The sequence below is a fragment of the Pseudomonas sp. Pmew2 genome, assembly GCF_058129885.1.
The window spans coordinates 21,472-46,414 of record NZ_JBYJZP010000003.1 but is presented as its reverse complement, the minus strand read 5'-3'; the positions used below and the strand labels follow the sequence as shown (position 1 = coordinate 46,414).

At 58.3% G+C, this 24,943-nt stretch carries 15 protein-coding genes and 6 pseudogenes; 8 read left to right on the top strand and 13 right to left on the bottom strand.

Annotated features, from left to right (window positions below; genetic code table 11):
• Positions 1 to 684 precede the first annotated feature (684 nt).
• From AC4ANK_RS29445 to AC4ANK_RS29425, 5 genes and pseudogenes are all read right to left on the bottom strand, one after another.
• Positions 685 to 1,578 (bottom strand): annotated as a pseudogene (locus AC4ANK_RS29445) (IS91 family transposase); the annotation flags it as partial.
• Positions 1,559 to 1,840, bottom strand: a complete 282-nt coding sequence (locus AC4ANK_RS29440) for a hypothetical protein (protein ID WP_104720438.1) — start codon at positions 1,838 to 1,840, stop codon at positions 1,559 to 1,561. The gene AC4ANK_RS29440 and the pseudogene AC4ANK_RS29445, both read right to left, overlap by 20 nt.
• A gap of 89 nt (positions 1,841 to 1,929) precedes the next feature.
• Positions 1,930 to 7,589: pseudogene (gene xopAD, locus AC4ANK_RS29435) on the bottom strand (XopAD/skwp family type III secretion system effector); the annotation flags it as partial.
• 921 nt (positions 7,590 to 8,510) lie between these two features.
• Entirely contained in the window at positions 8,511 to 8,897 is a 387-nt protein-coding gene (locus tag AC4ANK_RS29430; protein WP_002553400.1) for a VOC family protein, read from the bottom strand.
• A 1-nt stretch (position 8,898) separates the two neighbouring features.
• Positions 8,899 to 9,060 (bottom strand): annotated as a pseudogene (locus AC4ANK_RS29425) (2OG-Fe(II) oxygenase family protein); the annotation flags it as partial.
• An 84-nt stretch (positions 9,061 to 9,144) separates the two neighbouring features.
• On the opposite strand from AC4ANK_RS29425, the gene AC4ANK_RS29420 reads away from it, so the two are divergent.
• A complete protein-coding gene (locus AC4ANK_RS29420) occupies positions 9,145 to 9,426 on the top strand; it encodes a hypothetical protein (protein WP_460384945.1) in 282 nt (93 codons plus the stop codon).
• A complete protein-coding gene (locus tag AC4ANK_RS29415) occupies positions 9,407 to 10,636 on the top strand; it encodes an IS91 family transposase (RefSeq protein WP_460382827.1) in 1,230 nt (409 codons plus the stop codon). The genes AC4ANK_RS29420 and AC4ANK_RS29415 overlap by 20 nt, the downstream gene beginning before the upstream one ends.
• 913 nt (positions 10,637 to 11,549) lie before the next feature.
• On the opposite strand, the gene AC4ANK_RS29410 is transcribed toward AC4ANK_RS29415, so the two are convergent.
• From AC4ANK_RS29410 to AC4ANK_RS29385, 6 genes and pseudogenes are all read right to left on the bottom strand, one after another.
• On the bottom strand, positions 11,550 to 12,368 hold the full coding sequence (locus tag AC4ANK_RS29410; protein ID WP_460385284.1) for a hypothetical protein: 819 nt from the start codon (positions 12,366 to 12,368) through the stop codon (positions 11,550 to 11,552).
• Positions 12,369 to 12,767: 399 nt separating this feature from the next.
• Positions 12,768 to 12,986, bottom strand: a complete 219-nt coding sequence (locus AC4ANK_RS29405; RefSeq protein WP_460385283.1) for a hypothetical protein — start codon at positions 12,984 to 12,986, stop codon at positions 12,768 to 12,770.
• Between the two features lie 57 nt (positions 12,987 to 13,043).
• Positions 13,044 to 13,493, bottom strand: coding sequence for a GntR family transcriptional regulator (locus AC4ANK_RS29400; protein ID WP_460385282.1), 450 nt, complete (start codon positions 13,491 to 13,493; stop codon positions 13,044 to 13,046).
• Positions 13,494 to 13,647: 154 nt separating this feature from the next.
• Positions 13,648 to 13,806 (bottom strand): hypothetical protein, encoded by a 159-nt coding sequence (locus AC4ANK_RS29395; RefSeq protein ID WP_460385281.1) that lies wholly within the window; start codon positions 13,804 to 13,806, stop codon positions 13,648 to 13,650.
• 123 nt (positions 13,807 to 13,929) lie between these two features.
• Positions 13,930 to 15,351, bottom strand: a pseudogene (locus AC4ANK_RS29390) (TraM recognition domain-containing protein); the annotation flags it as partial.
• A gap of 201 nt (positions 15,352 to 15,552) precedes the next feature.
• Positions 15,553 to 17,979, bottom strand: a pseudogene (locus AC4ANK_RS29385) (Tn3 family transposase); the annotation flags it as partial.
• A 93-nt stretch (positions 17,980 to 18,072) separates the two neighbouring features.
• On the opposite strand from AC4ANK_RS29385, the gene AC4ANK_RS29380 reads away from it, so the two are divergent.
• Together AC4ANK_RS29380 and AC4ANK_RS29375 are read left to right on the top strand one after the other, a co-directional pair.
• On the top strand, positions 18,073 to 18,285 hold the full coding sequence (locus AC4ANK_RS29380; RefSeq protein WP_460382897.1) for a hypothetical protein: 213 nt from the start codon (positions 18,073 to 18,075) through the stop codon (positions 18,283 to 18,285).
• Positions 18,286 to 18,334: 49 nt separating this feature from the next.
• On the top strand, positions 18,335 to 19,564 hold the full coding sequence (locus tag AC4ANK_RS29375) for an IS91 family transposase (RefSeq protein WP_460385261.1): 1,230 nt from the start codon (positions 18,335 to 18,337) through the stop codon (positions 19,562 to 19,564).
• Between the two features lie 183 nt (positions 19,565 to 19,747).
• On the opposite strand, the pseudogene AC4ANK_RS29370 reads toward AC4ANK_RS29375, so the two are convergent.
• Positions 19,748 to 20,290 (bottom strand): annotated as a pseudogene (locus AC4ANK_RS29370) (DUF4158 domain-containing protein); the annotation flags it as partial.
• Positions 20,291 to 20,411: 121 nt separating this feature from the next.
• Between AC4ANK_RS29370 and AC4ANK_RS29365 the strand changes: the two are divergent.
• The gene (locus AC4ANK_RS29365; RefSeq protein ID WP_460385280.1) at positions 20,412 to 20,957 is read left to right on the top strand and encodes a recombinase family protein; all 546 of its coding nucleotides are present in this window, start codon (positions 20,412 to 20,414) and stop codon (positions 20,955 to 20,957) included.
• Between the two features lie 49 nt (positions 20,958 to 21,006).
• Here AC4ANK_RS29365 and AC4ANK_RS29360 read toward each other — a convergent pair whose 3' ends face one another.
• Entirely contained in the window at positions 21,007 to 21,852 is an 846-nt protein-coding gene (locus AC4ANK_RS29360; RefSeq protein WP_460414702.1) for a type III effector, read from the bottom strand.
• Positions 21,853 to 22,042: 190 nt separating this feature from the next.
• Here AC4ANK_RS29360 and istA point away from each other — a divergent pair, with 190 nt between their 5' ends.
• From istA to AC4ANK_RS29345, 3 genes are all read left to right on the top strand, one after another.
• Positions 22,043 to 23,557: an IS21 family transposase gene (istA, locus tag AC4ANK_RS29355; protein ID WP_054082386.1), complete on the top strand. Its 1,515-nt coding sequence runs from the start codon at positions 22,043 to 22,045 to the stop codon at positions 23,555 to 23,557.
• A 20-nt stretch (positions 23,558 to 23,577) separates the two neighbouring features.
• Positions 23,578 to 24,333, top strand: coding sequence for an IS21-like element ISPsy14 family helper ATPase IstB (gene istB / locus AC4ANK_RS29350; RefSeq protein WP_002552598.1), 756 nt, complete (start codon positions 23,578 to 23,580; stop codon positions 24,331 to 24,333).
• A gap of 87 nt (positions 24,334 to 24,420) precedes the next feature.
• On the top strand, positions 24,421 to 24,903 hold the full coding sequence (locus tag AC4ANK_RS29345) for a hypothetical protein (protein WP_460385278.1): 483 nt from the start codon (positions 24,421 to 24,423) through the stop codon (positions 24,901 to 24,903).
• Positions 24,904 to 24,943 lie beyond the last annotated feature (40 nt).

Sequence of the window (24,943 nt, the reverse complement as noted above, 5' to 3'; positions counted from 1 at the left end):
GATGCGCCACCTCTCCGATATTACGTAATAGTAGCCAATATCATACGCTAGCGCTGTATTAATATCAATAAATATTAAAACGATATCGTATGATATTGACCGATATTGATATCAGGCTGACGTAGGGGTCCGGGGAGCAATGGAGCAGCCAACCGACTTAGGCTCTGTACGAAAAGTGGCTGCGCTCGGTGATGCTTCGTTAAAAACAGGCTCGGAATGCATCTACAACACGTAGAGTCGAACGCGACCCCGGCCGTTCCTCGCCTGTTTTTGCCTCGCCTGACCTTCGCTCGCCGACTTTTCGTACAGAGCCTAAGGTGGTGGCGATCCGTTTTTCTCAGAATTTGCACCCTTATTGCCTGTCCGAAAGAGGTCCCTTCAACGCAATAAATTTAGTACCAGCTAAATGAGACGCCTAATGCAGCGTATTTACGGGTCTTGACCGATCGATTGCTTAGGGGGTGTAAGCCGGAACCCCGGAAAATTCCGTCGGAAAACGTCACCAGAGCGGTTTACGGCTGCTTTTGCTATCCGACACGGTTTTCCGTACATGTTTTGGCCGCTCAATCAAACAGTTTTCGGCTTGGCGACGTCGCAGCCGGAAAATAACTGTTTGGCGTCAATCCGCACCAGTACTGGCTTCTCGCCCATGACGGAAATTTCTGGGATTCCGGCTTACAACCCCTGATAGGTCTGCGTGCGGTGATCCAGGTAGGTAAAGCTCAACGTGGCCCCGCAGGTGTAATGCGCCAGACGACTGCCCGAGATCGGCGGTTTTTTCAGGTAGCGGCCCAGGTAATTGACGGTCTTTCGGCCGTTTTCCGTCTTCTTCGACAAGTGGATGTGCCAGTGCTGGCCACCAGCGGTCAGTATCAAACGGCGCCAGTCGCTTTCACAGTGGATGTGGGCCAGCTGCGGCGGCATCGTCAGTTGCGAAAGCGGCTGTCCCAGCAGGTAATCGCGCACCAGCCACATCCAGCGCCGCCGCAGGGCCTCTTTGTGGAACGACAGATTTTTCCAGACGCCCTGCTCATCCAGGCCGCCCGCGGTCACCGACAGGTGGACGTGGGGATGCCAGTTGAGCCGCCGGCCATAGGTGTGCAGCGCACCGAAAATCCCGACGCGCAAACCGCGCCGCTTGGCGGTGTAGATCAGGTTATCGGCCGCCAGACGAAACAGCGCATCGAGCAGCCAGCGGTTGTAGAAGAACAGGGACCACAGCGTGTCGGGCAGCGTGAACACCAGATGCTGCCAGGGGCAGTCGGGCAGACGGTTGTTTTGCACGGCGATCCACTGGTCGGTGGCCTTTTTGCCGCAGGAAGGACAGGCCCGGCAATGGCAGGTGTTGCACAGGTATTTGACGTGTGGGCAATGCTCATTGCCACAGGTGTAGTGTTTGACGCCCAGTATCGAGGTGCCGCAGGCGAGCATTTTGCTGATCGACTCCACTTCGATTTGGCGCAGACCGCCGGCTTCCAGCAAATCTGCCCAGCAGCCGTTGGCCGTGAAGAGGTTTTTGAGCGGTCGAGGTTTGTAAGCAGGCGGTGCAGAGGCCACGTCAGCAGGATGGCTCCTCATCGTGGTGAATGACGGCGGTGATGGCGAATCCGCCTGGCCCTTCTCTCATCGAAACGCTTACGCAAGAAGCGTCGGGAAACCTGTCGTTCAGATACGCTGTCTGGCAGCCACTACAAAGATCGACATCACCCAAAGGATCGACATCGAAGAAAAATTCGGTATCGGGAACGAAGGTGGTATGCCCGGCGCGTTGGAGACGGGTCTGCTTTGCCTTGGCTTTTGCCCGGCTTGCCCGTTTACGTTTTTTTGTCTCTGACGCCATGTGTAAGCCTGTGCTGAGGAGGGATCGACTCAATTTTGGCTATGATAACCGATTTCAAAATCCCACAATTTGCAGCCGCAGGCTGCCCAGTTCACGCCGGCCACGGCATCTTCCAGGGTCTTGTTTTTCAAAGCCATCTGCTGCATTAGCTTTTCTTTCAACGAGCCGACCGACTTCAGTTGATGGTCCATGCCCGCCAGTTGCCCAGCATGGGACTCGGCGACGCGCCTCAGCATGTGAGTGACCCTGGGTTCCATCTCGCGAGCACGCGTCAGTAAGTTCTGCGCCTCAAGCGCAATGTCCTCTGGCTGCACAGCGCGCAGGCGCTCGGTGGGCGGTGGCGGTGGGTCGATCAGGCCTGCTTGCCGCAGCGAGTGTAGCGCGTCTTGCATGACGCCCGCAGCCATCGTCGGCATGTTCTGCAGGTCCACCTGGGTCTGCTCGGCGTCGAAGCGACCATCATGCATGGCCCGAGCAGTCACCTTGCCATACGGTACGCTGCGAACCCGATCAGCGAACCCTCGCTCGGATCGTTCGCACGACTCCACGATCTTGGCGAACAGCGCCGTGCCGGTGTCAGACTTCAGCGCATCGGTGCCCACCTTGATCGCGATGGTGAAGAGGTTGCGCATGCTCAGTTCCGGCTCGCCGGGGATGAGTCCCGGTTGCCCGGCCGGGAACTGCGCGTGCGAGAGCCTGCACACCGGGTAGTTGTCGATGATGGCGTGAATCCGTGCCTCAGTATCAGGCGCAGCAAGGTACGCCTGGGCGAGGCGTGGGAAGGCCTCGCCCAGCGCATCCGGCACTTCGGCACGCGATGATGCCCCCGGCTCCAGTCGAAGCAGTTGTGCATGCAGGAGCTCGGCGGCTTCACGTGCCTCGGGCAGGTGGGCGCGCCCGATGGCGTTGTATGCCTGGTTGCGCAGTTCCGTCAACACCTGAGGATCTCTGGCTTTGCCGTCGAGTGCTACACGTAGACCGTTACGCAGGTCGCGCTCAATGCCGTCATAAGTGCCGAACATCATATTGCGCGCCATTGCCTCACGCAGGTGGTCAGGCTGCGCCATGAAGCGCGCTGCCAAGGTGCTGGCCGCCCCCATGATCTGGCCTCCACGTTGCAGAGACATGATCTCGGACAGCCGCCCCGCCTGGTAATGGCCGTTGTCAGGATCAATGGCCGGCGTGGCCGTTTTCGGCGGCTTGAAGGAACGTGGCTGGCCGCGGCGTACCTCGCGATCAGCCATCTCGCGCGAAATCAGCGCGGCCAGCTTGGGGTAGCCCGCGTACACGAACGCGTCGTCGCCGTCGGTGTCCATGTTGCGCTTGCGCAGTTCCGGGATAGGCAGTGCGCCCATGCGTCCGGGCTCCACGATGTCCTTGAGCCGCAGGCTGCCGGTGCTGAGCATGTCCTGCGGCACGGCACTGCGGTCGCGACCGGTCGTCCAGCGCGATAAGGTCTTGAGGTCCTCCTTCGAGCAGGCCAGATCCATGTCCGCAAAATTGGCTGGCCAGTTCTTTGATGGCACCACGATGAGCATGCCCTTGCTGTGCAGCATCTCGGCATCGCTGCCCGATCTGTCGTCGAAGCCTGTGTAGCTGTACTGGATACCAAAGGACTGCGAGAGGAATTCGGCGGTGGCGTCGCTCTGCGCCACTGTCGCGACGCGTTCTTCCGGCACGGGCAGCAGGTTCTCCTTGTCGTAGGGCGGCTTGCCGATCAGCAAGGCGCCGCCTGCGGCGTCGAAGGCCTGGCTGCGCTCGCTCGGTAGGTGCACCTTGTCGTCGGCAGCAGGCACCGCCCTGACTCTTTGGCCCTGGTAGCCGCCGCTGGTGGCCAGTTCGTACAACGTGAGTTGACTCAACTCCGACGGCAGCGCCTGCAACCGGCTCTGCATCGCCTCGCGCGCCTCCTGCAGTGCCGCCTCGTCACGTGGGAAGTGCTGCAGCGCCTGCGGTGCCAGCCGCGTGGGTCCCTTATCCTTGGCAATCAGGTCACGCTGCTTCTGGCTGGCCTCACCGGCCTGCACTGCTTGCCAGGCAGAGAAGTACTCACGGAAGGCCGGTATGCGTAGTGCCACCTCCAGCTTCAGGAAGCCGCAACCATCGTTGGGGCACAGCGCCAATGCATGCCCGTCCGGTGCTGTTGGCTTGAACGGGTGCGCAGGGCCGCTGACGTCTTCAAAAAATCCCAGACGCAGTGTGCCCTCAATGACGTGATCGGTCGGCACCATCTCTAGTAGCGAGCGCTGCATCCGCGACCAGTCTTCGCGCTGCGGGGCAAGCTTGGCGATGAGCTGCATCAGGCTACTGCCCGGCGCGGTGTCTGTATAGCGCATTGCCGGCAGCAGCGACGGTGCTCCGGATGTGCCGGACAGCAACTGGGCGGGGCGACTCGTGTTGCCTCGCGTGGCGCGGCTGCCGCCGAACATGTCAAAGCGCCAGGGTTCGTCCTGGTAGGTGAGCGTACGCGCGAGCATGAACGTCGAAATCGCCCCAGGCAGTTGGACCTCCACCAGCGGCAAGCCCGTCAGCCGTGTAAACAGCGAGTACGGCTTGTTCGTTTCGGTCGCATTGGTCGACACTTCCTTGCCACGCAGATCGACCACGATGTGGGTCGTGCTGCCGTTGCCGGGTGCCGGCGTGACGGGTTCGCCGGGTTCCGACCGCATGCTCAGGCGCCCGGTGTCAAGGTCGAACTGGCTCGGTGGATGGGCCTGCGTAATCTTCTTCGCTTCCTTCGCGAGGCGCAGGTCCAAGGCGTCAAATACGATGTCACCGGCCTCGATCTGCGCGATCAAGTTCCAGCTCATCTCGCCGAGGTCCTCCTCGATGGCCTCGCGTGTCCGCTCCAGCGTCCTGTCAACCCATTTCCCCAACTCTTCGCGACGTTGGCGAATTTCCTGGCGCGAGCCTTCGATGTGGCGCGGCTTGCATTGCCGGCTCACCATGCTGTAAGCCTTGAGCACCTGGAAGAAGGTCAGCGCCGGGCATCGAGTGGCGTACTGTTCGAGGTCGGTCGAAGACGGCGGGACACCGCCGGTAAGGTACAAGTCGATCTTGCGCTCGATGATGGGCTGCAACGTATTGAACACGCGCAATGCGTGCCCCCGATGGCGAGAGGTCAACTCTGGGCTGCGGATCAACGGCAAAAATCCCATGCACAGGCTGCCGAGACCCTCAAGGTTGGTTTCCCGTAATCCGTCGTCCTGCGCGAGCACCGCAACCCGCTCCAGGGCCGACCGCGCCAGCGGACGCATCTGGCGATGGAGTTGCGCCGATGAAAGGGCCTTGAAGAGCATACCAATGTCTTGCGCGGAGGCAGACTCAAAACGCTCACGGTGCAGCTCCAGGTGCCCGGCCATTGCCAGCAGTTTGGCGCGTCCCAAAATCTGGAACTGTTCCTCATCCAGGTGCAGCAGACGGGACATCGCGTTGGCCACCATGGCGAGCTCACCCATCTCGAACTGCTGCCACGGCAACTCTGCCGAGCCGGCGCGTTCGGCGAGCAGCAACACTGCCGGATGACACGCCGGCCTTCCGAGGCATTTGCTCAGTGCATTGAGCAACACAGCCACGTGGTGCCCATCCATGGCTTGTCGCAGATCGTTGTCCTCCGCCAGCCTGCCTGCCAAGACATCGGTGGCCTTCTCGCAGTTCGCACGTTCGGGCCATTTGCTCAAGGCGTTGAGTGCTTGAGTCACGCCGATAGGACTGAGGGCGTTGCGTAACTCGCGATCATTGGCCAGTCGCGAGGCCAAGGCGTCAGCGGAGGCCTGGCTAACGTCCACGTCGGGCCATTTGCTCAGGGCGTTGAGCACGTTAGCCACGCCTTGCGGGTTGAGGGCGTTGCGTAACTCGCGATCATTGGCCAGTCGCGAGGCCAGCGCGTTGGCAGCGTCCGCGCAGTCCGGCGTGTCGGGCCATTTGCTCAGGGCGTTGAGCGCGTTGGTTATGTGTTGCGGGTCTAGAGCATTGCGCAATTGGGACTCGACTTCCAGTCGCCCGGCCAGCGCGTTGGCAGCGTTCTTGCAGTCCGGCGTGTTGGGCCATTTGCTCAGGGCGTTGAGCACGTTAGCCACGCCTTGCGGGTTGAGGGCGTTGCGTAACTCGCGATCATTGGCCAGTCGCGAGGCCAGCGCGTTGGCAGCGTCCGCGCAGTCCGGCGTGTCGGGCCATTTGCTCAGGGCGTTGAGCGCGTTGGCCAGTTCTTGCGGGGTGAGGGCGTTACGTAAATCGCGATTGTTGGCCAGTCGCGAGGCCTGCGCCTTGACGGCGGCAGTGCAGTCCGGCGTGTCGGGCCATTTGCTCAGGGCATTGAGCACGTTGGCCACACCTTGCGGGTCAAGGGCGTTGCGCAAACTGCGCTCGTCGGCCAGCCGCGAGGCCAGCGCCTTGACGGCGGCAGTGCAGTCCGGCGTGTCGGGCCATTTGCTCAGGGCATTGAGCACGTTGGCCACGCCTTGCGGGTCAAGGGCGTTGCGCAAACTGCGCTCGTCGGCCAGCCGCGAGGCCAGCGCCTTGACGGCGGCAGTGCAGTCCGGCGTGTCGGGCCATTTGCTCAGGGCGTTGAGCGCGTTGGCCATGTGTTGCGGGGCTTGGGCGTTGCGCAAGCTGCGATCATTGGCCAGTCGCGAGGCCAGTGCGTTGGCCGCGTCCGCGCAATCCGGCGTGTCGGGCCATTTGTTAAGGGCGTTGAGCGTTTTGGTTATGTGTTGCGGGTCTAGAGCATTGCGCAATTGGGACTCGACTTCCAGTCGCCCGGCCAGCGCGAGGCCAGCGCCTTGACGGCGGCAGTGCAGTCCGGCGTGTCAGGCCATTTGCTCAGGGCATTCAATGTGTTTCCGAATTCTTGCGGTTTGAGGACGTAGCGCAAGTTGCGATCATTGGCCAGCCTCAAGGCCAGTGCGTTGGCGGCGTCCGCGCAGTGCGGTGTGTCGGGCCATTTGCTCAGGGCGTTGAGCGCGTTCGCGACGCTCTGCCCATCCATCGCATGACGCAAGCGGCTTTTGCTTGCGAGCATATCAGCAAGCAAGTACGCCATGGATTGGCAGTCCGGATTGTCGGGCCACTTGCTGAATGCATTGAGTGCCAGGCCGATGTTCTGCGCGTCCAGCGACGACCGGGCAGGATGGTTACGTTGCAGGTGACGTGCCAGACGAGCCACCGCGCGTTCACACCTGCCGCTGTTGAAGTTCTTGGCGAAGGCGTTCAGGAGTAGGACTGAGTGGCGGCCATCCAGTCCCGATAAATCATCTGCCTGATTGAGCTGTCCGGCGATCCACGCGATTGCATCCATGCACGCTTGCTGGTTCGGATGCTTGCTCAGCTTGTTGCCCACATGGGCCAGCTGCGTCAGCGATGCACCGTCAAACCACTTGGTCTTGCAGAGATACTGCGCCGCAACCTCCGTGCAACGATCGAGCTCGCTATGCGTTACGCCTGCCCCTGTGGCGCGCCTTGCACTGGCAATCATCAGAAGGTATTTGTCGAGCCACTGCGCATTGGTTTGCGCTTTGACGCTCTCATCCAGGAAAGGCAGCGCCAGCCCGCAACCGATGTGACGCGCCAGCGCGTTTTCCTTTGCCACCGACACGCACAAGCGAGCGTTGTGGTTCTGAGGCACTCGGCTGGGGGCACTCAGCCATTTCCGATACTGCTCTCGCTGTTCCTGCAGCTGCTCTTTTGCAGCTAGATCGAGCTGATGTTCGGCCTGGTGAAGATCCGCCGCCGTCCACTCCAAGTCATGCATTGGCCGCTTTGGCTGCCGATACGGCTCTCGCTCTTCCCGAGGTCGTTTTCCTTCCGCCCGGTCGAACGTGTGTTCGGCCAAGCGCGCCTCCCAGCCATGCGTTGTTCTTTGTGGCCTACGATGCGATGACGATGCACTGACGTCAGCGGGCGCTCTGTCATGGGGCCGCTCGGACTTGGTACGATGTCGGTCGGTGATATCGTTGCGCAAGTGCGCGTGAATGGTAGGCTGTTGCCGAGCGTCCCTGTCCCGTGCGCGGCCACCGGCTCCAGGTTCATCCTGCTCCACCCGTCGCCGTTTGGCCGGCTGCCGCTCATTGCAGCTGGTGCCGGTACTGGCTTCCGGCTGATCCCCGGTCTGCCTGAACCATGTCACCTTAAACTCTTCTCCGCGCTTGACGCTCAAGCGAGGCCACGCCTCATCTTGCTGACCCGGGTTTTGTTTTTTTATTTCTTCAACAATACCGTTATCAGTAAGATTTACGAATCTCCGGTTATCAGTTTGCCCGCCACTCAGTATAAATCCGTCTGCTGGTGGTTTAGCAGCCGAAGCAGGATCAAACTTAGGTTCATCGACACCAGGGAAGTCGTGTGCAAGACCAGGTTCCAGGTCGGGAAAGTTTTTGCCACCTTCCATAGCGACCACTTCCCATTCCAGCAATAGGCCTTTTTTTATGGCATAAGAACCACGGGATTCAGGATTGGTTACCCTACCGTGCCTGGGTTGCTTACTATCAGATTCACTCATTTCCATATCCTCAATTGTTGAATCAGGCATGCCTTGCCTGTTGCACAATTGAAGACCTGCTTCCATGGGCCGGATAGCTAGCAGTACAGCCAGTAGATTTTTCTGTGAAAACCTGAAACGTGAGGGCTGGTGAACTGCCCAACCCGCCACCTTTGTTGTACGTGCCCGCAGCACTTAAAGCATGAAGTTAATCCGAAATATATTCCCCTCGGGGTCCAGCAAAACCGCCTGATACCAATGGTAATACGTCAGATACGGCGCCTTGATCAATCGCGCACCCAGCGCCACTGCTTGAGGCACCAACCTGTCCACCTCGGATTGCTCATCGACATCAATGTTGAGGAGAAACCGGCAACCGGTGCTACCAGTAAACTCATCCAGCCCCAACAATTCGTAGGCATCGAGTGCATTGAAACCGATGCAGGATTTGCCTGTATCCAGCCCACGAAAAATAGGCGACCTGATGGCCTCTATTTCACTGAAGCCGAACAGCTTCGAGTAAAAACCGCTTAAACCGATGATGTCCTGCGCGAACACGTTGACGTATGAAAGTGTGCTCATATCAGGCTACCTTGCTGCCGCCGAAGGTCGTCTGTTTGACGAACTTGGCCAGCAAGTGATCGCCCGAAGTCACCGGCGCGTGCCGTGGCGTGGTGCCAGGCGGCAGGCAACCGGGCAGGCACTCGATCAAGGTGTCATAGTTGGGTTGATGGAAGAACTGGGCAGCCTGCGGCTGCAAATTGTGGGATTTTGAAATCGGTTATCATAGCCAAAATTGAGTCGATCCCTCCTCAGCACAGGCTTACACATGGCGTCAGAGACAAAAAAACGTAAACGGGCAAGCCGGGCAAAAGCCAAGGCAAAGCAGACCCGTCTCCAACGCGCCGGGCATACCACCTTCGTTCCCGATACCGACTTTTCCTTCGATGTCGATCCTTTGGGTGATGTCGATCTTTGTAGTTGCTGCCAGACAGCGTATCTGAACGACAGGTTTCCCGACGCTTCTTGCGTAAGCGTTTCGATGAGAGAAGGGCCAGGCGGATTCGCCATCACCGCCGTCATTCACCACGATGAGGAGCCATCCTGCTGACGTGGCCTCTGCACCGCCTGCTTACAAACCTCGACCGCTCAAAAACCTCTTCACGGCCAACGGCTGCTGGGCAGATTTGCTGGAAGCCGGCGGTCTGCGCCAAATCGAAGTGGAGTCGATCAGCAAAATGCTCGCCTGCGGCACCTCGATACTGGGCGTCAAACACTACACCTGTGGCAATGAGCATTGCCCACACGTCAAATACCTGTGCAACACCTGCCATTGCCGGGCCTGTCCTTCCTGCGGCAAAAAGGCCACCGACCAGTGGATCGCCGTGCAAAACAACCGTCTGCCCGACTGCCCCTGGCAGCATCTGGTGTTCACGCTGCCCGACACGCTGTGGTCCCTGTTCTTCTACAACCGCTGGCTGCTCGATGCGCTGTTTCGTCTGGCGGCCGATAACCTGATCTACACCGCCAAGCGGCGCGGTTTGCGCGTCGGGATTTTCGGTGCGCTGCACACCTATGGCCGGCGGCTCAACTGGCATCCCCACGTCCACCTGTCGGTGACCGCGGGCGGCCTGGATGAGCAGGGCGTCTGGAAAAATCTGTCGTTCCACAAAGAGGCCCTGCGGCGGCGCTGGATGTGGCTGGTGCGCGATTACCTGCTGGGACAGCCGCTTTCGCAACTGACGATGCCGCCGCAGCTGGCCCACATCCACTGTGAAAGCGACTGGCGCCGTTTGATACTGACCGCTGGTGGCCAGCACTGGCACATCCACTTGTCGAAGAAGACGGAAAACGGCCGAAAGACCGTCAATTACCTGGGCCGCTACCTGAAAAAACCGCCGATCTCGGGCAGTCGTCTGGCGCATTACACCTGCGGGGCCACGTTGAGCTTTACCTACCTGGATCACCGCACGCAGACCTATCAGCAGGAAACGCTGAGCCAGGCCGACATGCTGCGCCGGGTGGTCCAGCACATCCCGGAAAAGCATTTCCGGATGATCCGGTATTTTGGTTTTCTGGCCAATCGGGTGTGTGGGAAATACCTGCCGAAGGTGTATGAAGCACTGAAGATGGCGACGCCAGGACCGGTACCAAAGCTGTATTTTGCGCCGATGGCCAAAGCCTTTCTAAACGTCGATCCGTTCCGCTGCGTGCTGTGTGGCGCGCGGATGGTATACACGGCAGCGATCAGCGGGCTGACGGTGCAGGGACTGGTCCTCAACGCTCAGGCGATCGCGCAGATGAGGTACGTGAAGCCCTGACAGGGGGAAGGTGCGTCCGCACCTAGGCTCAGCGGTAAAATAAACTGTGTTAATGCGGATTTATAGGGATTTTCACTGCATAAGTAACGCATCAGCGTCTTCCTACGCATCGCTATGAAGGCATGACGCCTCCTTCACAGCGTCAGGTTCATGCATAGGCATTTTGAAATTCCTATGCATGAACGATCCTCTTCGGACAGCGTATTGAGCGGATTACTGTGAGCGCAGGAGAGTCCTGCGGCTCCTTAAGTCGGTTGGCTGCTCCATTGCTCCCCAGACCCCACGTACCGATTTGAAGGTCATGCGCTTGGCTAGTGCATAACCAAACTAGTGCATAACCAAACAAGAAGTAACTCATGTCAAGCCGACCAGCTGCGCAAAACGCATGCCTTCATTGAAGGCAAAGGGCGATTGACCATGCACATAATTATTTGAGCAGCCTGCGCGCACACGCGCCCGGTTGAGGACTGGGGCGGCTTGCCGTTCCAGGCCGATTTATCCGGGTCTTAGCGCCCGTAGGGTGGCCGCAGGCCAGGGCAGGGCAGCTTCATCGCCCTGGGCCGCTTAGACAGGCTGTTTCACTGACGTATAGGCGCAGACATACGCGCCGTGCCGAAGGCACGACTTGCGCGTGCATTACCGCTTTATGAGGTGGGTTTCCACCGCGTAAATCCCTGTTTTCCCTGAAAGGGGTAACTGAAGGGGGGATAAAATTTCATTTATTTCAAACACTCCAGTGCGCCACCTCCAGCGTGGCCAAAAAGAGCCGTTGGCACAGCCAAAAAACGGCACAACCAGCGCCGTCGAGCGGTTATTGTGGTGCCTGGCCATAAGGCCACCAACCGCCCTTAAATCGCAGGCGTGACAATGCCTCCGCGTGAGCGGATGCAGTTTTCAGACAACGTGGGGCCTGTTAGGCTTTTTTGCTCCTCGACGCCAGGAGCCTATCCAGCGCACTGGACACGGTGTTGCTCACTGGCGGCGATGTGCTGGGACTCGCTGCACCTTGTGTTCCGGCTACGCCCGCCTCCCGATTTTCCTTGGCCTGCCAGCGCTGACGCGACGTTTCACGGCGCTGGAGTTCCAGAGAGTGCTTTTCCATGTCCGCCAAGCGCTGTTGCCCTATGTCGCGCAGCTGAGCATCGCGACGCTTCCTGGCCGACTTCTGCACGCGTTCATGAACATAGGCCAGGCCAAGGTCTTTCCAGAAAAGCTTGGTGAAGCGGATCAGGACGCGGGTGCGCACCAGGTGCAGACCGTTATCGTCCTTCTCGTCCAGGCGAATGCGCTCGATACGGCGGTACACATACCCCGCATCATCCAGGGTTTTCATCAGGCGACACAGCGCTGGTGCAGAGATACCGGCATCCTCGGCAATGCCACACTGAGTGTTCAGCACATAACGGCCATTGGCAGGGTCGATGTAGCCCAGCACGCTGGTGGCCAGGTCCAGACGCACCAGCAGCTGCTCGGCCACGCGCTCAATGGCCAGAAACTTCTCTCGCCGGGTACGCCGATCGCCGTGAACGCCATCCAGGCGGCGCAGGTATTGGCCCCGGTAGCTGTCCATGTTGCTCAGGCGCTCATAGGCCGAGCGGATCAGGGGATTTTTAAGCTGTTGTTCAGAGAGGTGACGGGGAGCCGCGTAACGGGCAGGCTTTGCCCGACCGTGGCGACGTAAAGCAGAGTGAGGGTCAGAAGGGGAGAGCCTGACGGCCTTGAGGTGCCTCATGCTTCACCGCCTTGGCCATGAAGGCCATGCGCTACGGTAAAAAGTGTCAAGTTTTGGTGATGCTGGGGGTACAGGTCTGCCTTTAGAAGGGGCACAGCCTGCTGAAGAATCTTTTCCATAAGTCCACCGTTCAGCGGTGAACTGAAGGCTTCACTTTTGACGGCTTGCACAAAGCCTCAGTGAACGCCATAATCAGCTCACGTTATGTGTGTTGAACAGGTTTCCGCCATTTGCAAACGGCCTGTTCAAGATTTTCCAAAAAGCCCCGCTGCCAGGCGGGGCTTTTTGGTTTCTGCGATTCGTGAATCTACATCGTCGCTTTCCTGCAAATAAAACTGTGCCGGATAGTAGCATGGGACCTCCGCTTTTCGCCTTACAAAATCCGTTGCTTTCAACGAGCTAGGACGCTCTCCTGGACTCCACCGGCCCTTCATGGCTCGATTTGCTCAACAGCCGTGGGTAAAGCCCGCGCCGTAACCGCTGAAAATCAGCAGCGTCAAGCCAGGCGGCACTGGCGTCCCGAGGCGCACCGCCGAGCCGATCCTGGCTGACCAGCTGAGACTCTTCGTTGTTGCAGCCATCGTCGTAGTGGATGAATTCACAAAGGTGGTTTGTCATTGTTGTCATTCCTTGTTCGCGTTTCAGTGCCAATAGCTGGATGCAGAACTGCCAGACCTACAGCGCCCCACAGGAGCATCCGCTCGGGGTTGGGCGCAGTCGGCCCAAGACGCGCAGGATTTCGTTTTCAAAGGCGACTTTTGCTTCAAAGTCGCCCAGCTGCGTATGCCGTTCTGCCACGCACCTCAGCAAGCCGGGCAGATGACCGTGCAGGGGCAGTTCCTGGCCGTTCGTGACCCGATAGCTTTTGTGATACGCCGTCGCGATGTAGCCCTGCGTCTCCAATGACCGCAACGCTTCGCGCACGGGCATCCGGCTGACCTGGAAGGCATTGGCAATGGCTTGCTGCGTGAGCCGTTCACCCGGTTCAAGTCGTCCGTCCATGATGGCTGCGCGAAGCGCTTCTTCGATGGTCTCGCGGGGCAGCGCTATAGGCTGTGCCAGGCCGTAGGCCAGGTGTTCAAGCACCTGCTGAGCGTGCAGTTTTTGCGTTCTGTGGTTAATCATGTCCTTCACCTCTTTAACGGATGCGAACTGGCCCCTGCGCTGTAGCGCTGGGCTCAGCGCTGCACATGATTGGCGGGGTTGTGATGCGTATCAGGAATCGCTTGAGAGCCCCGAAGAGCGGGGCGGATCTATCAGTCGGTGATCAGGCTGGCTTTTAGCGGTGGCGGCGCAAGCGAACGTTGTCGACGATCAGTACGACCACCATCAGCACTCCGAGAACAGCGAACGCATCCTGCCCCAGAGAGCTCCAGAACAGCCAGGCGAAAAACGCCATGACAGCAGCGGTGGCGAGCAAGGCGATAGAGTCTTTCATACGCAAGCCAGCCTGTGCCTGTCGCTGTATCTTCCAGGCGCTCTGTTAGTTGGCAACACTGTATTCATATCCTTGACCTCTTTGACGTATGCGACCTGGACGCGCTCCTGCCCTTACGGTCTATTAATCCCAGTCGAACGGCGCCGGCGAATAAGATCCATCATCGAAATAGGGCGGTGACTGGTCGTGGCGTGGTGGCACAGGCGTTGTGGCTCTAGGTGCAGTCGCCTTGCCCTTCACTTTCGGCGCTCTGGCCGGATCGATGTGCTGCGCCTGGTAGGCCTGCAACCGCTTGCTGCCGACGGTCAGATCCAGCGCCGTGGACGATTGCGCCACGTAGCCGCTTCCGCGCTTGGGCACATGCTCCAGCGCTGTGTGCCATAACAAGGTGCTGCGCACTGCCGCTCCAGGACGGCGACGCCAGATCAGCCGCCACTCTTCTCCCAGCTCGTTCAAGACGACCAACGTCGGATCTGTCAGCACCAGGTTTTCAAGGTCTGAACGGCCAGGCTTCATCGCCAGGTGGTACAGGATCTGCTGCACGCGGTCCGCGCGCGGATAGCTGCGCCGAATGTGAGCAGGCGCACCGGCCAACAAGGTGTCCAGCGCTGGCGGGGCCACCTCGATGAAGCGGTTAATGCGGATCGCTTCCTTGGACAGCTTGTCAGCATCGTGAATGTACAAGGAGCTGCCGCGAATCACTTGCCCGTTGAACAGCGTGATGTTTTCCCCCTCCTTGAGCTGCTGCACTTCCTCGACGCTGACTTTCTTCTCATCTTTCAGGCTCAGTGTGTCTGCTTCCTCCCAGCTGGCCCCCATGATTCCGGCCTGACGCACCATACCGCTCATCACTGGCAGGTACTCGGTACCGGCCATCAACTGCAGTATTTCGAGAGTGTCCTTGGGGTCCATGATCTTGCCGGTGATTCGGACCCCCATGTTCCCGATCAGCGTCCACACCTTGTCGCCAGCCGCCGACTTGAGGCGCTGCGCCTCCTGACAGGCCAGGAGCAGGCAAAACCCCAGGGAGCGTACCTGCGTGCCCAGCTCGCCGAGCTTTTCGGTGTAGTAGGCCCCGACCTCGTCGCAGATCCACAAGAACGGAAAGCGGTCCTTGTACTTGCGGATCACCAGGATGTCTTCGGGTTTGCCCTCCAGTTTCTCCCCCAGATCCTGGCTCAGGATCATGGCCAGCTGCGACACGTACAGACGCCCAAGAGTCGCGGCCTCGGTCGAGGAGATTTCCAGCGCAGGGATCAGGACCACCAGGATGCGATCGTTATGCACCACGTCCTTGAGGTCTATGTCGCCGGCGTCACGAGCAAACACATGGCCGTAGGTGTCATTGAACAAGGCCAGCATGCGGGTGAACTGCTGGATCAGAAAACCATGCTGATCCAACGCGGTGGTCGCCCATTCCTCCGGCGAATCCACCTTGGCCAGGTCAAAACCGGACAATGTGCCCAGGTAGTTTTTCAGGGGTAACTGGGCGTCTTCATGCCATTGCTGTTCCACCGACTGGATGTAGAGCTTGGCAATGGCCCGCAACGGCAAATGCGCCTGGATCGTGCGCTGGGACATGACCGTGCCTTCACGCCGGCACTTGTACACCAGGGAGAACACCAAAGCCTGAATCATGGCACGGGCTTTCTCTTGCCAGCCCGCATCGTTGCCCGCAGGAGGCAACATCGAATCCATCAGGTTGATGATGTAGGGGTCGCCTCAGAAAACGGATTTTAAAGTACGTTAAGCTGATTTCAGTCGTCGTAATGGCCGGAATCTTCCTCCACCAACCTTGACGGTGCTGCGCCACAGGTAATCACCAGTTAGGTTGATGTGCTCCCAGCCCAGCGGCGACAGGTACTGCAGCAGCGATTCATCGACAGCGGTGCTATGTCCGCGTAATGCGTTTGCGGACCGCTCCAGGTAAACCGTGTTCCACAGCACTATTGCAGCAGTCACCAAGTTGAGGCCGCTGGCACGGTAGCGTTGCTGTTCGAAGCTACGGTCTCGGATTTCGCCCAGCCGGTTAAAGAAGACGGCCCTGGCCAGCGCATTGCGCGCTTCGCCCTTGTTCAGTCCTGCATTCACACGACGGCGCAGCTCGGCACTTTGTAGCCAGTCCAAAATGAATAGCGTGCGTTCGATGCGACCGATTTCGCGAAGGGCAACGGCTAAGCCGTTCTGCCGAGGATAACTACCCAGCTTGCGCAACATCAGCGAGGCAGTCACGGTACCTTGTTTGATCGAGGTGGCCAGCCTCAGAATTTCATCCCAGTGCGTCCGAATGGCCTGGATATCCATTTTTTCTTTACTAATCATTGACTTAATCGCGTCATAATCGATATTTCCTTGGGGCACGAACAGCTTGGTATCGCCTAGGTCGCGGATGCGCGGTGCAAAGCGAAAACCCAGTAAATGCATCAGACCGAAGACGTGATCTGTGAAGCCCGCAGTATCCGTGTAGTGCTCCTCAATACGCAGGTCAGATTCGTGATACAGAAGCCCGTCAAGCACATAGGTAGAATCGCGCACGCCAACGTTGACCACCTTCAGGTGATACGGGGCGTACTGGTCAGAAATGTGGGTGTAAAAAGTTCGTCCCGGGCTGCTGCCGTATTTGGGATTGATGTGACCCGTACTCTCGGCTTTGCTGCCAGTTCTGAAATTCTGTCCATCTGACGATGATGTGGTACCGTCACCCCAATGCTTGGAAAAAGGATGTTGGAGCTGCGCGTTTACTAGCTCAGCCAGCGCGGCCGAATAGGTTTCGTCACGGATGTGCCAGGCTTGTAGCCAGGACAGTTTTGCGTAGGTGGTGCCAGGGCAAGACTCGGCCATTTTAGCCAGGCCTAGGTTGATCGCATCAGCCAGGATGGTGGACAACAGTAAGTGCTTATCCTTGGCCAGGTCACCCGATTTCAGATGTGCGAAATGCCGGGTGAATCCTGTCCACTCGTCCACCTCCAACAACAATTCGGTGATCTTGATATGCGGCATAGCCATTGCGGTTTGATCAATCAACGCCTGTGCGGTATCTGGCACTGCCGCATCCAGAGGCGTGATCTTCAAACCAGACTCGGTGATGATGGCATCCGGTAAGTCATTGGCTAGAGCCATGCGGTTCACGGTGGCAAGCTGAGCTTCCAACAGCGTCAACCGGTCGTTCAGGTATTTGTCGCAGTCGGTGGCTACGGCCAGAGGCAATTCATGGGCCAGCTTGAGATGGGCGAATTTCTCGGATGGCATCAGGTAATCCTCGAAGTCCTTGAACTGACGCGATCCCTGCACCCAAATATCTCCAGAGCGCAGCGCGTTCTTTAGTTCCGACATCACGCACAGTTCGTAGTAGCGCCGGTCGATACCGCCGTCGGTTATAACCAGTTTCTTCCAGCGCTTCTTGATGAACCCGATCGGGGCATCGACGGGAACCTTACGGGCGTTGTCAGTGTTCATTGCGCGCAATACCTCAATGCCTTCAAACACGTCCTTGGCTGCGGGCGCAGCCCGCAGCTTGAGTACGTCGAGAAACTGCGGAGCATAGCGGCGCAACGTGGCGTAGCTCTCGCCGATGCGGTGCAGGAAGTCGAAGTCTTCGGGCTGTGCAAGTTTTTGCGCTTCGGTGACACTCTTGGCGAAAGCCTCCCAAGACATGACCGCTTCGATGGCAGCAAACGGATCGCAGCCGTTTTGCTTGGCCTCCAGCAGGGCTTGGCCGATGCGTCCATAAATTCGCACCTTTGCGTTGATCGCTTTTCCGGATGCCTGGAACTGTTTCTGGTGTTTATTCTTGGCTGCGTTAAACAGCTTGCCCAGGATACGATCGTGCAGGTCGATGATTTCGTCAGTGACGGTGGCCATGCCCTCGATGGCCAGTGCCACAAGGGTAGCGTAGCGTCGTTGCAATTCGAACTTGGACAAGTCAGCAGGTGTCATTTGGCCGCCTTCACGGGCAATTTTGAGCAGGCGATTCTGGTGAACCAGCAGCTCAATGCCTGCTGGTAGATCGAGAGCCTGCCATGCTTTGAGGCGCTCGATATGTTCAAGCATGTGCCGTGAGTTCGGTTTAACTGGCGACTGGCGTAACCAGGCCAACCAGGTGGTCTGGCCTTTGTCTCGGCGTCTAAGGAGGCCATCGAGGCAACGGCGGTGTGTATTCGAAAGAGGCTCGGAGAACTGGGCAGCCTGCGGCTGCAAATTGTGGGATTTTGAAATCGGTTATCATAGCCGAAATCGAGTCGATCCCTCCTCAGCACAGGCTTACACATGGCGTCAGAGACCAAAAAACGTAAACGGGCGAGCCGGGCAAAAGCCAAGGCAAAGCAGACCCGTCTCCAACGCGCCGGGCATACTACCTTCGTGCCCGATACCGACTTTTCCTTCGATATCGATCCTTTCGGTGATGTCGATCTTTGTAGTTGCTGCCAGACAACGTATCTGAACGACATGTTTCCCGACGCTTCTTGCGTAAGCGTTTAGATGAGAGAAGGGCCAGGCGGATTCGCCATCACCGCCGTCATTCACCACGATGAGGAGCCGCCCTGCTGACGTGGCCTCTGCACCGCCTGCTTACAAACCTCGACCGCTCAAAAACCTCTTCACGGCCAACGGCTGCTGGGCAGATTTGCTGGAAGCCGGCGGTCTGCGCCAAATCGAAGTGGAGTCGATCAGCAAAATGCTCGCCTGCGGCACCTCGATACTGGGCGTCAAACACTACACCTGTGCCAATGAGCATTGCCCGCACGTCAAATACCTGTGCAACACCTGCCATTGCCGGGCCTGTCCTTCCTGCGGCAAAAAGGCCACCGACCAGTGGATCGCCGTGCAAAACAACCGTCTGCCCGACTGCCCCTGGCAGCATCTGGTGTTCACGCTGCCCGACACGCTGTGGTCCCTGTTCTTCTACAACCGCTGGCTGCTCGATGCGCTGTTTCGTCTGGCGGCCGATAACCTGATCTACACCGCCAAGCGGCGCGGTTTGCGCGTCGGGATTTTCGGTGCGCTGCACACCTATGGCCGGCGGCTCAACTGGCATCCCCACGTCCACCTGTCGGTGACCGCGGGCGGCCTGGATGAGCAGGGCGTCTGGAAAAATCTGTCGTTCCACAAAGAGGCCCTGCGGCGGCGCTGGATGTGGCTGGTGCGCGATTACCTGCTGGGACAGCCGCTTTCGCAATTGACGATGCCGCCGCAGCTGGCCCACATCCACTGTGAAAGCGACTGGCGCCGTCTGATACTGACCGCTGGTGGCCAGCACTGGCACATCCACTTGTCGAAGAAGACGAAAAACGGCCGAAAGACCGTCAATTACCTGGGCCGCTACCTGAAAAAACCGCCCATCTCGGGCAGCCGATTGGCCCATTACACCAACAGCGCGACCTTGAGTTTTACCTACCTGGATCACCGCACGCAGACCTATCAGCAGGAAACGCTGAGCCAGACCGACATGCTGCGCCGGGTGGTGCAGCACATCCCGGAGAAGCACTTTCGGATGATCCGGTATTTTGGATTTCTGGCCAACCGCGTCTGTGGCCGACAGCTACCCCGGGTGTATGAGGCGCTACGCATGGAAAGGCGTGGCAAAGCGCCAAAACTGTATTTTGCGCAGATGAGTAAAGCGTTCTTGCATCGGGATCCGTTCAGCTGCGTGCTGTGCGGAGCGCGGATGGTGTACACCGCAGCCATCGCCGGCCTGACCGTGCAGGGCCTGGTCAACAATGCCCACAGCATCGCGCAATTGAGGTACGTGCCGGCCTGATACGGGAGAGGTGCGTCCAAAATCTGGAAAAGGTAAAGAAAAGTCGCTTTCAATCCATTTTTCGGCGTGGGTGATGGGTAAAAAAAGCTTTTTGCCGCCATCGACGCCACGTTGGCATCACGCCGAGGGGACCTTTTTTGGCGGATTACCTTGTATAGGAATTATTGAAATTCCTATACATTGCAAGGCTTCATAGATCCGCCGATTGGCGCGGGTGATTGCCTCAGCACAAATGCGCTCGATCACACCTGGTGATGGAAGCAATATGTTCTGTCGTCGCAACCCTTCAACCAACTCCGTCGCCAACACGAAGCCTTTGTCGGACTGCCATGCCAGTTCATCCAAACTATGAACGCAGGGACGATAATGTCTTGTTGTGAATGGCTGAAACTCAAAAAGAGCTTGTAATTCCAACAGGTGCTCGCGGCGCGTCTCGGCGCGTTGCCCATAGTCAGCCCATGCTTCAGGCGGCACCTTCAGTTGCGTGGCCACCAAGCGCAGCAATGGCTCGAATGGTTCTTCATCCATAGCAAGTGTTACCCCGGGATAGCGCATGTAACAGAGCTGTACAGCGAAGCCCAGCCGATTTGCAGACCCACGCCGTTGGCGGATGATGGCGAGGTCGGTTTCGCTGAAAGAGTAGTGACGAATCATTTCATCTTGGGAATCTGGCAACGCCAGTAAGCTTTCCCGCTCCGCAAGGGAAAGAATCGAGCGACGTGGCATGCAGTCTCCTTACTCATAAGTTTCTGGACACGGTAAAATGATCCTCCACTCACGTCTATAAATTCGTTTGCTTATACTTCGTAGACGGGGTATCTATAAATCGACTTATGAGACATTTCCCATGCGACTTTTTGGTTATGCCCGCGTCTCCACCAGCCAACAGTCCCTTGACGTACAGATAAACGCGCTCAAGGCTGAAAACGTCAGCGCAGCAAGGATTTTTACTGACAAGGTCTCGGGCAGTCATGTGAACCGCGAAGGCCTCAAGCTGCTGCGGCTCAAGGTCGAAGAGGGCGATGTTGTCTTGGTAAAAAAACTTGACCGATTAGGTCGCAATACTGCGGACATGATTCAGCTCATCAAAGAGTTCGACGACATGGGCGTGGCCATCCGTTTTCTGGATGATGGCATCAGTACAGAGGGGACCATGGGAAAAATGGTGGTCACCATCCTGTCTGCGGTGGCTCAGGCCGAGCGCCTGCGCATACTGGAACGTACCAACGAAGGTCGTTTGGAAGCCAAGGCCAAGGGCGTGAAATTTGGCCGTAAACCTAAGGTGAATAAGGCCGATGTCTTCACCCTGCACGATCAGGGTGTCAGTGCGATGGAGATTGCCAGGCAGCTGAAGATCGGTCGTTCGACGGTCTACAAAGCGCTGGTATCGTGAATGAATGGGGCGCTTATTCTTAACGTACTTTAAAATGCGAGTTCAGGTTTCAGACATCTCGTCTCGCCAAGCCTTGAGGAGAGGCGACCTTCACTGCAAGCTCAACCAAAGGTCGGGCTTGTCGAGTAGCGTCCTTGACGCCCTTGGTGCCGAGCGACATTGCGACTCCGACCGCTTCAATATCTACCTGTAGTGCACGCCGCAAATCAGGGGAGGTCAACTTGTCGCTCACTCTGCGGACAAATGCATCATCAAGTACCGATTTTTCTGGTCGATAGCGACCACTTTTGATGGGCGAGACTTGCTCCTGCTGATCCGCCAGGCGTTTCTGCAATCGGGTTGTGACCTGCGTCAAAGCCTTCTCGGCTGTCTCACGCGTAATTTTGCCCGCTTCGGCTGCGGTTGAAAGATTAAACGTATCCGTACGCTCTACAGCATTTCGATTTTTCGCAAACCTACTGTCCTCCGCAAATATGGCTGAACCATTTGACCACGGATCCATGACAATCGTTGAGGTGCCAGACTGGGATTCGTCGGTTTCAGCCCACACATGATCTTCCTCAGTCGATGCAGCCAAGTAGATGTTTTCATATTCAGATCGTCCGTTTTCCTGGGCCAAAGCTCCATAGGCGAAGCTCGCTATACGAGCATGTTCGCCACAGTTGCCCGCGCCGAACACCTGGCCTGACATCGCAACAAGAACATGCCAGTTCATCGGCTCATTCGCAGGCATCGGCTCATGACCGGCGGCCTCGGCATCTTTTCTCAAGCACCTTGCTGCAAGGGTGCGGGCTCCACTTTCCAAATTGGAAAGTTGCGCATCCACATCAATATTGCCTCTTCCAAAGGGCAATGCACGGCGCGCTTCAGCCACAGCCTTGTCTGCGGATTCCACGACTATCCGGACACCCATTCCACCAACATCCGGACACTGATTCCATGCTGATCCGGACACTCATTCCACAAGCATCTGGACACCGATTCCACGGCCATCCGGACACTTTCAGGCAGGCAGCAACGCAGGACTATTCACTACTATCGACCTCTTTTTTCGAAGCGAAGAGGTCGTCGTGGAGCGTTTATCCATGCGTAAAATCCGAGAGGTACTACGCCTAAAGTTCGACGCTGGCCTGTCCGTGCGCAAGATCGCCGCCAGCTTATCCATCGGCCATTCGAGTGCAGGGGATTACCTTTGCCGGTTCGCCGCCAGTGGGCTTCAGTGGCCCATCGATATTTCTGACGCGGAGTTGAATCGACGGCTGTTTCCACCGGCAGTGCCAGTGCCGACCGACCAGCGCCCAATGCCTGACTGGGCATGGGTACACGCGGAGTTGCGCCGCCCCGGCGTCACTTTGGCCTTGCTCTGGCAGGAATATCGACTCGCTCACCCGCAAGGCTTCCAATACAGCTGGTTCTGCGAGCACTACCGCCTTTGGACCGCCAAGGTCGACGTGGTCATGCGCCAGGAGCATCGTGCTGGCGAAAAGCTGTTCGTCGATTACGCCGGGCAAACAGCGCCGGTCATCGACCGACAAACCGGCGAGATCCGTCAGGCTCAGATCTTCGTCGCCGTTCTCGGCGCGTCCAGCTACACCTTTGCCGAGGCCACCTGGTCGCAGAAACTGCCCGACTGGCTGGGCTCGCACGTCCGATGCTTTGCTTTTTTCGGCGGCACAACGCAGATCCTGGTGCCCGATAATCTGCGCAGTGGCGTGACTAAAGCGCACCGTTACGAGCCGGATATCAACCCCAGCTACCGCGATCTGGCCGAGCATTACGGCGTCGCCGTCTTGCCTGCTCGCTCGCGCAAGCCCAAGGACAAAGCCAAGGTCGAAGTCGGCGTGCAAGTGGTCGAACGCTGGATCCTGGCGGTGCTGCGCAACCGCCAGTTCTTCTCGCTTGGCGAACTCAACACAGCCATCGCGCTACTGCTGGATCGCCTCAACCACAAGCCCTTCAAAAAGCTGCCCGGCTCACGCCGGTCAGCCTTCGAGGCCATCGACCAACCGGCCCTGGAAGGCCTGCCGGAACACCCGTACGTCTATGCCGAATGGAAAAAGGTACGCGTCCATATCGACTATCACGTTGAGGTCGATGGCCACTTTTACTCGGTGCCGTACCAGCTGGTGAAGCACCAAGTCGAAGTGCGGCTCACGGCCCAGACCGTCGAGTGCTTCCACGCCAACCAGCGCGTGGCCAGCCACCTTCGCTCGCAGCACAAAGGCCGCCACACCACCCAAACCGAGCACATGCCCAAGAGCCACCGCGAGCACGCCGAATGGACACCGCAACGGCTGATCCGCTGGGCAGAGCAGACCGGGCCTAACACCGCCGGCGTCATCACCTACATCCTCGAACGCCGAATCCATCCGCAACACGGCTTCCGCGCCTGCCTGGGCATCCTGCGCCTGAGCAAACAGCACGGCGAAGCGCGGCTGGAAGCCGCGTGCCAGCGGGCGCTGGCACTGGGCGCATGCAGCTACAAAAGCCTCGAGTCGATCCTGCGCCAAGGGCTGGAGCGCCTGCCGCTGGCCCAGCAAAACCTGCCGCTGCTGCCTGACGAGCACATCAACCTGCGTGGCCCGGGCTACTACCACTGACCTGAGAAAGGAGCTTCGAAATGCTACCGAATCCAACGCTCGACAAGCTACAAACCTTGCGCCTGCACGGCATGATCAAGTCGCTGGGCGAACAACACGCAACGCCTGATATCAATGATCTGAGCTTCGACGAACGCTTCGGTCTGATGGTCGATCGCGAGCTGACCGAGCGCGAAGACGCCCGCCTGACCACCCGCCTCAAAGCCGCGCGGTTGCGCCACAACGCCTGCCTGGAAGACATCGACTACCGCAGCCCGCGTGGCCTGGATAAGGCCTTGATCCTGCAACTGGGCAGCGGCCAATGGCTGCGCGATGGCCTGAACCTGATCATCGGCGGGCCGACGGGCGTAGGTAAAACCTGGCTTGCCTGCGCGCTGGCTCACAAAGCCTGCCGCGACGGTTACAGCGTGCGCTATCTGCGTCTGCCGCGCTTGATGGAAGAACTAGGCCTGGCCCACGGCGATGGCCGCTTCGCCAAATTGATGGCCGGCTACGCCAAGACTGACCTGCTGATCCTGGACGACTGGGGCCTGGCACCGTTTACCGCCGCGCAACGGCGCGACATGCTTGAGCTGCTGGACGACCGCTACGGCAACCGCTCGACGCTGGTGACCAGCCAAATGCCAGTGGACAAATGGCATGCGTTGATCGGCGATCCGACCTTGGGCGATGCGATCCTCGACCGGCTGGTGCATAACGCTTATCGAATTGAACTGAAGGGTGAATCGATGCGCAGGCGCGCAACGAAATTGACGGCGGCAGGGGCTTCAGACTAACAATGCAAACCTGCGTCGCTGCGCTCCGACTGCCTGTCCGGATAAGCGTGGAACGAGTGTCCGGATGTTGGTGGGCTGAGTGTCCGGATGACGTGGAATTCGCAGCCTTGTCTGCCGGGATCAGACTTTTGGTACCTTCCTGATCCACAGGGCGATGGTCCAGCCTTCGCAACAGTAAGTAGCCGGGCAAAGAAGATGGTGTATCAGGTAGCGGTTTCCCAGCAGACGCAACGGGCGGCAACCGTGTTTGTACTGATGAATATGGATAGTTCGCACGCGCTCTATCAGGGCGAGTCTCAGAGCTTTCTGGTGGCAAGCTATGAGAGCCTTGTTGGCTCTGCGGTTGAGTCATTGATGATTGCGCCGCCTTTCCAACGTTTCCATTCGAAATGCCCGGCAAAGGTGGGGTTAGGCCAGCGTTATGTATTTTCATTTTATCTCAACGAATTAAATACTTTCATCATGCTAGCTATGTCGTCATTTGGCCGGGTCAGTTCCCACCAAGCAAGTTCCCTAATCTATGCCATAGCCGCTGAAGCAACATTAATCTGCGCGCAGAGCTTTCACTGATGTGGAAATCCAGCTTTAGCGGCAACAGCGCGGGGAAATT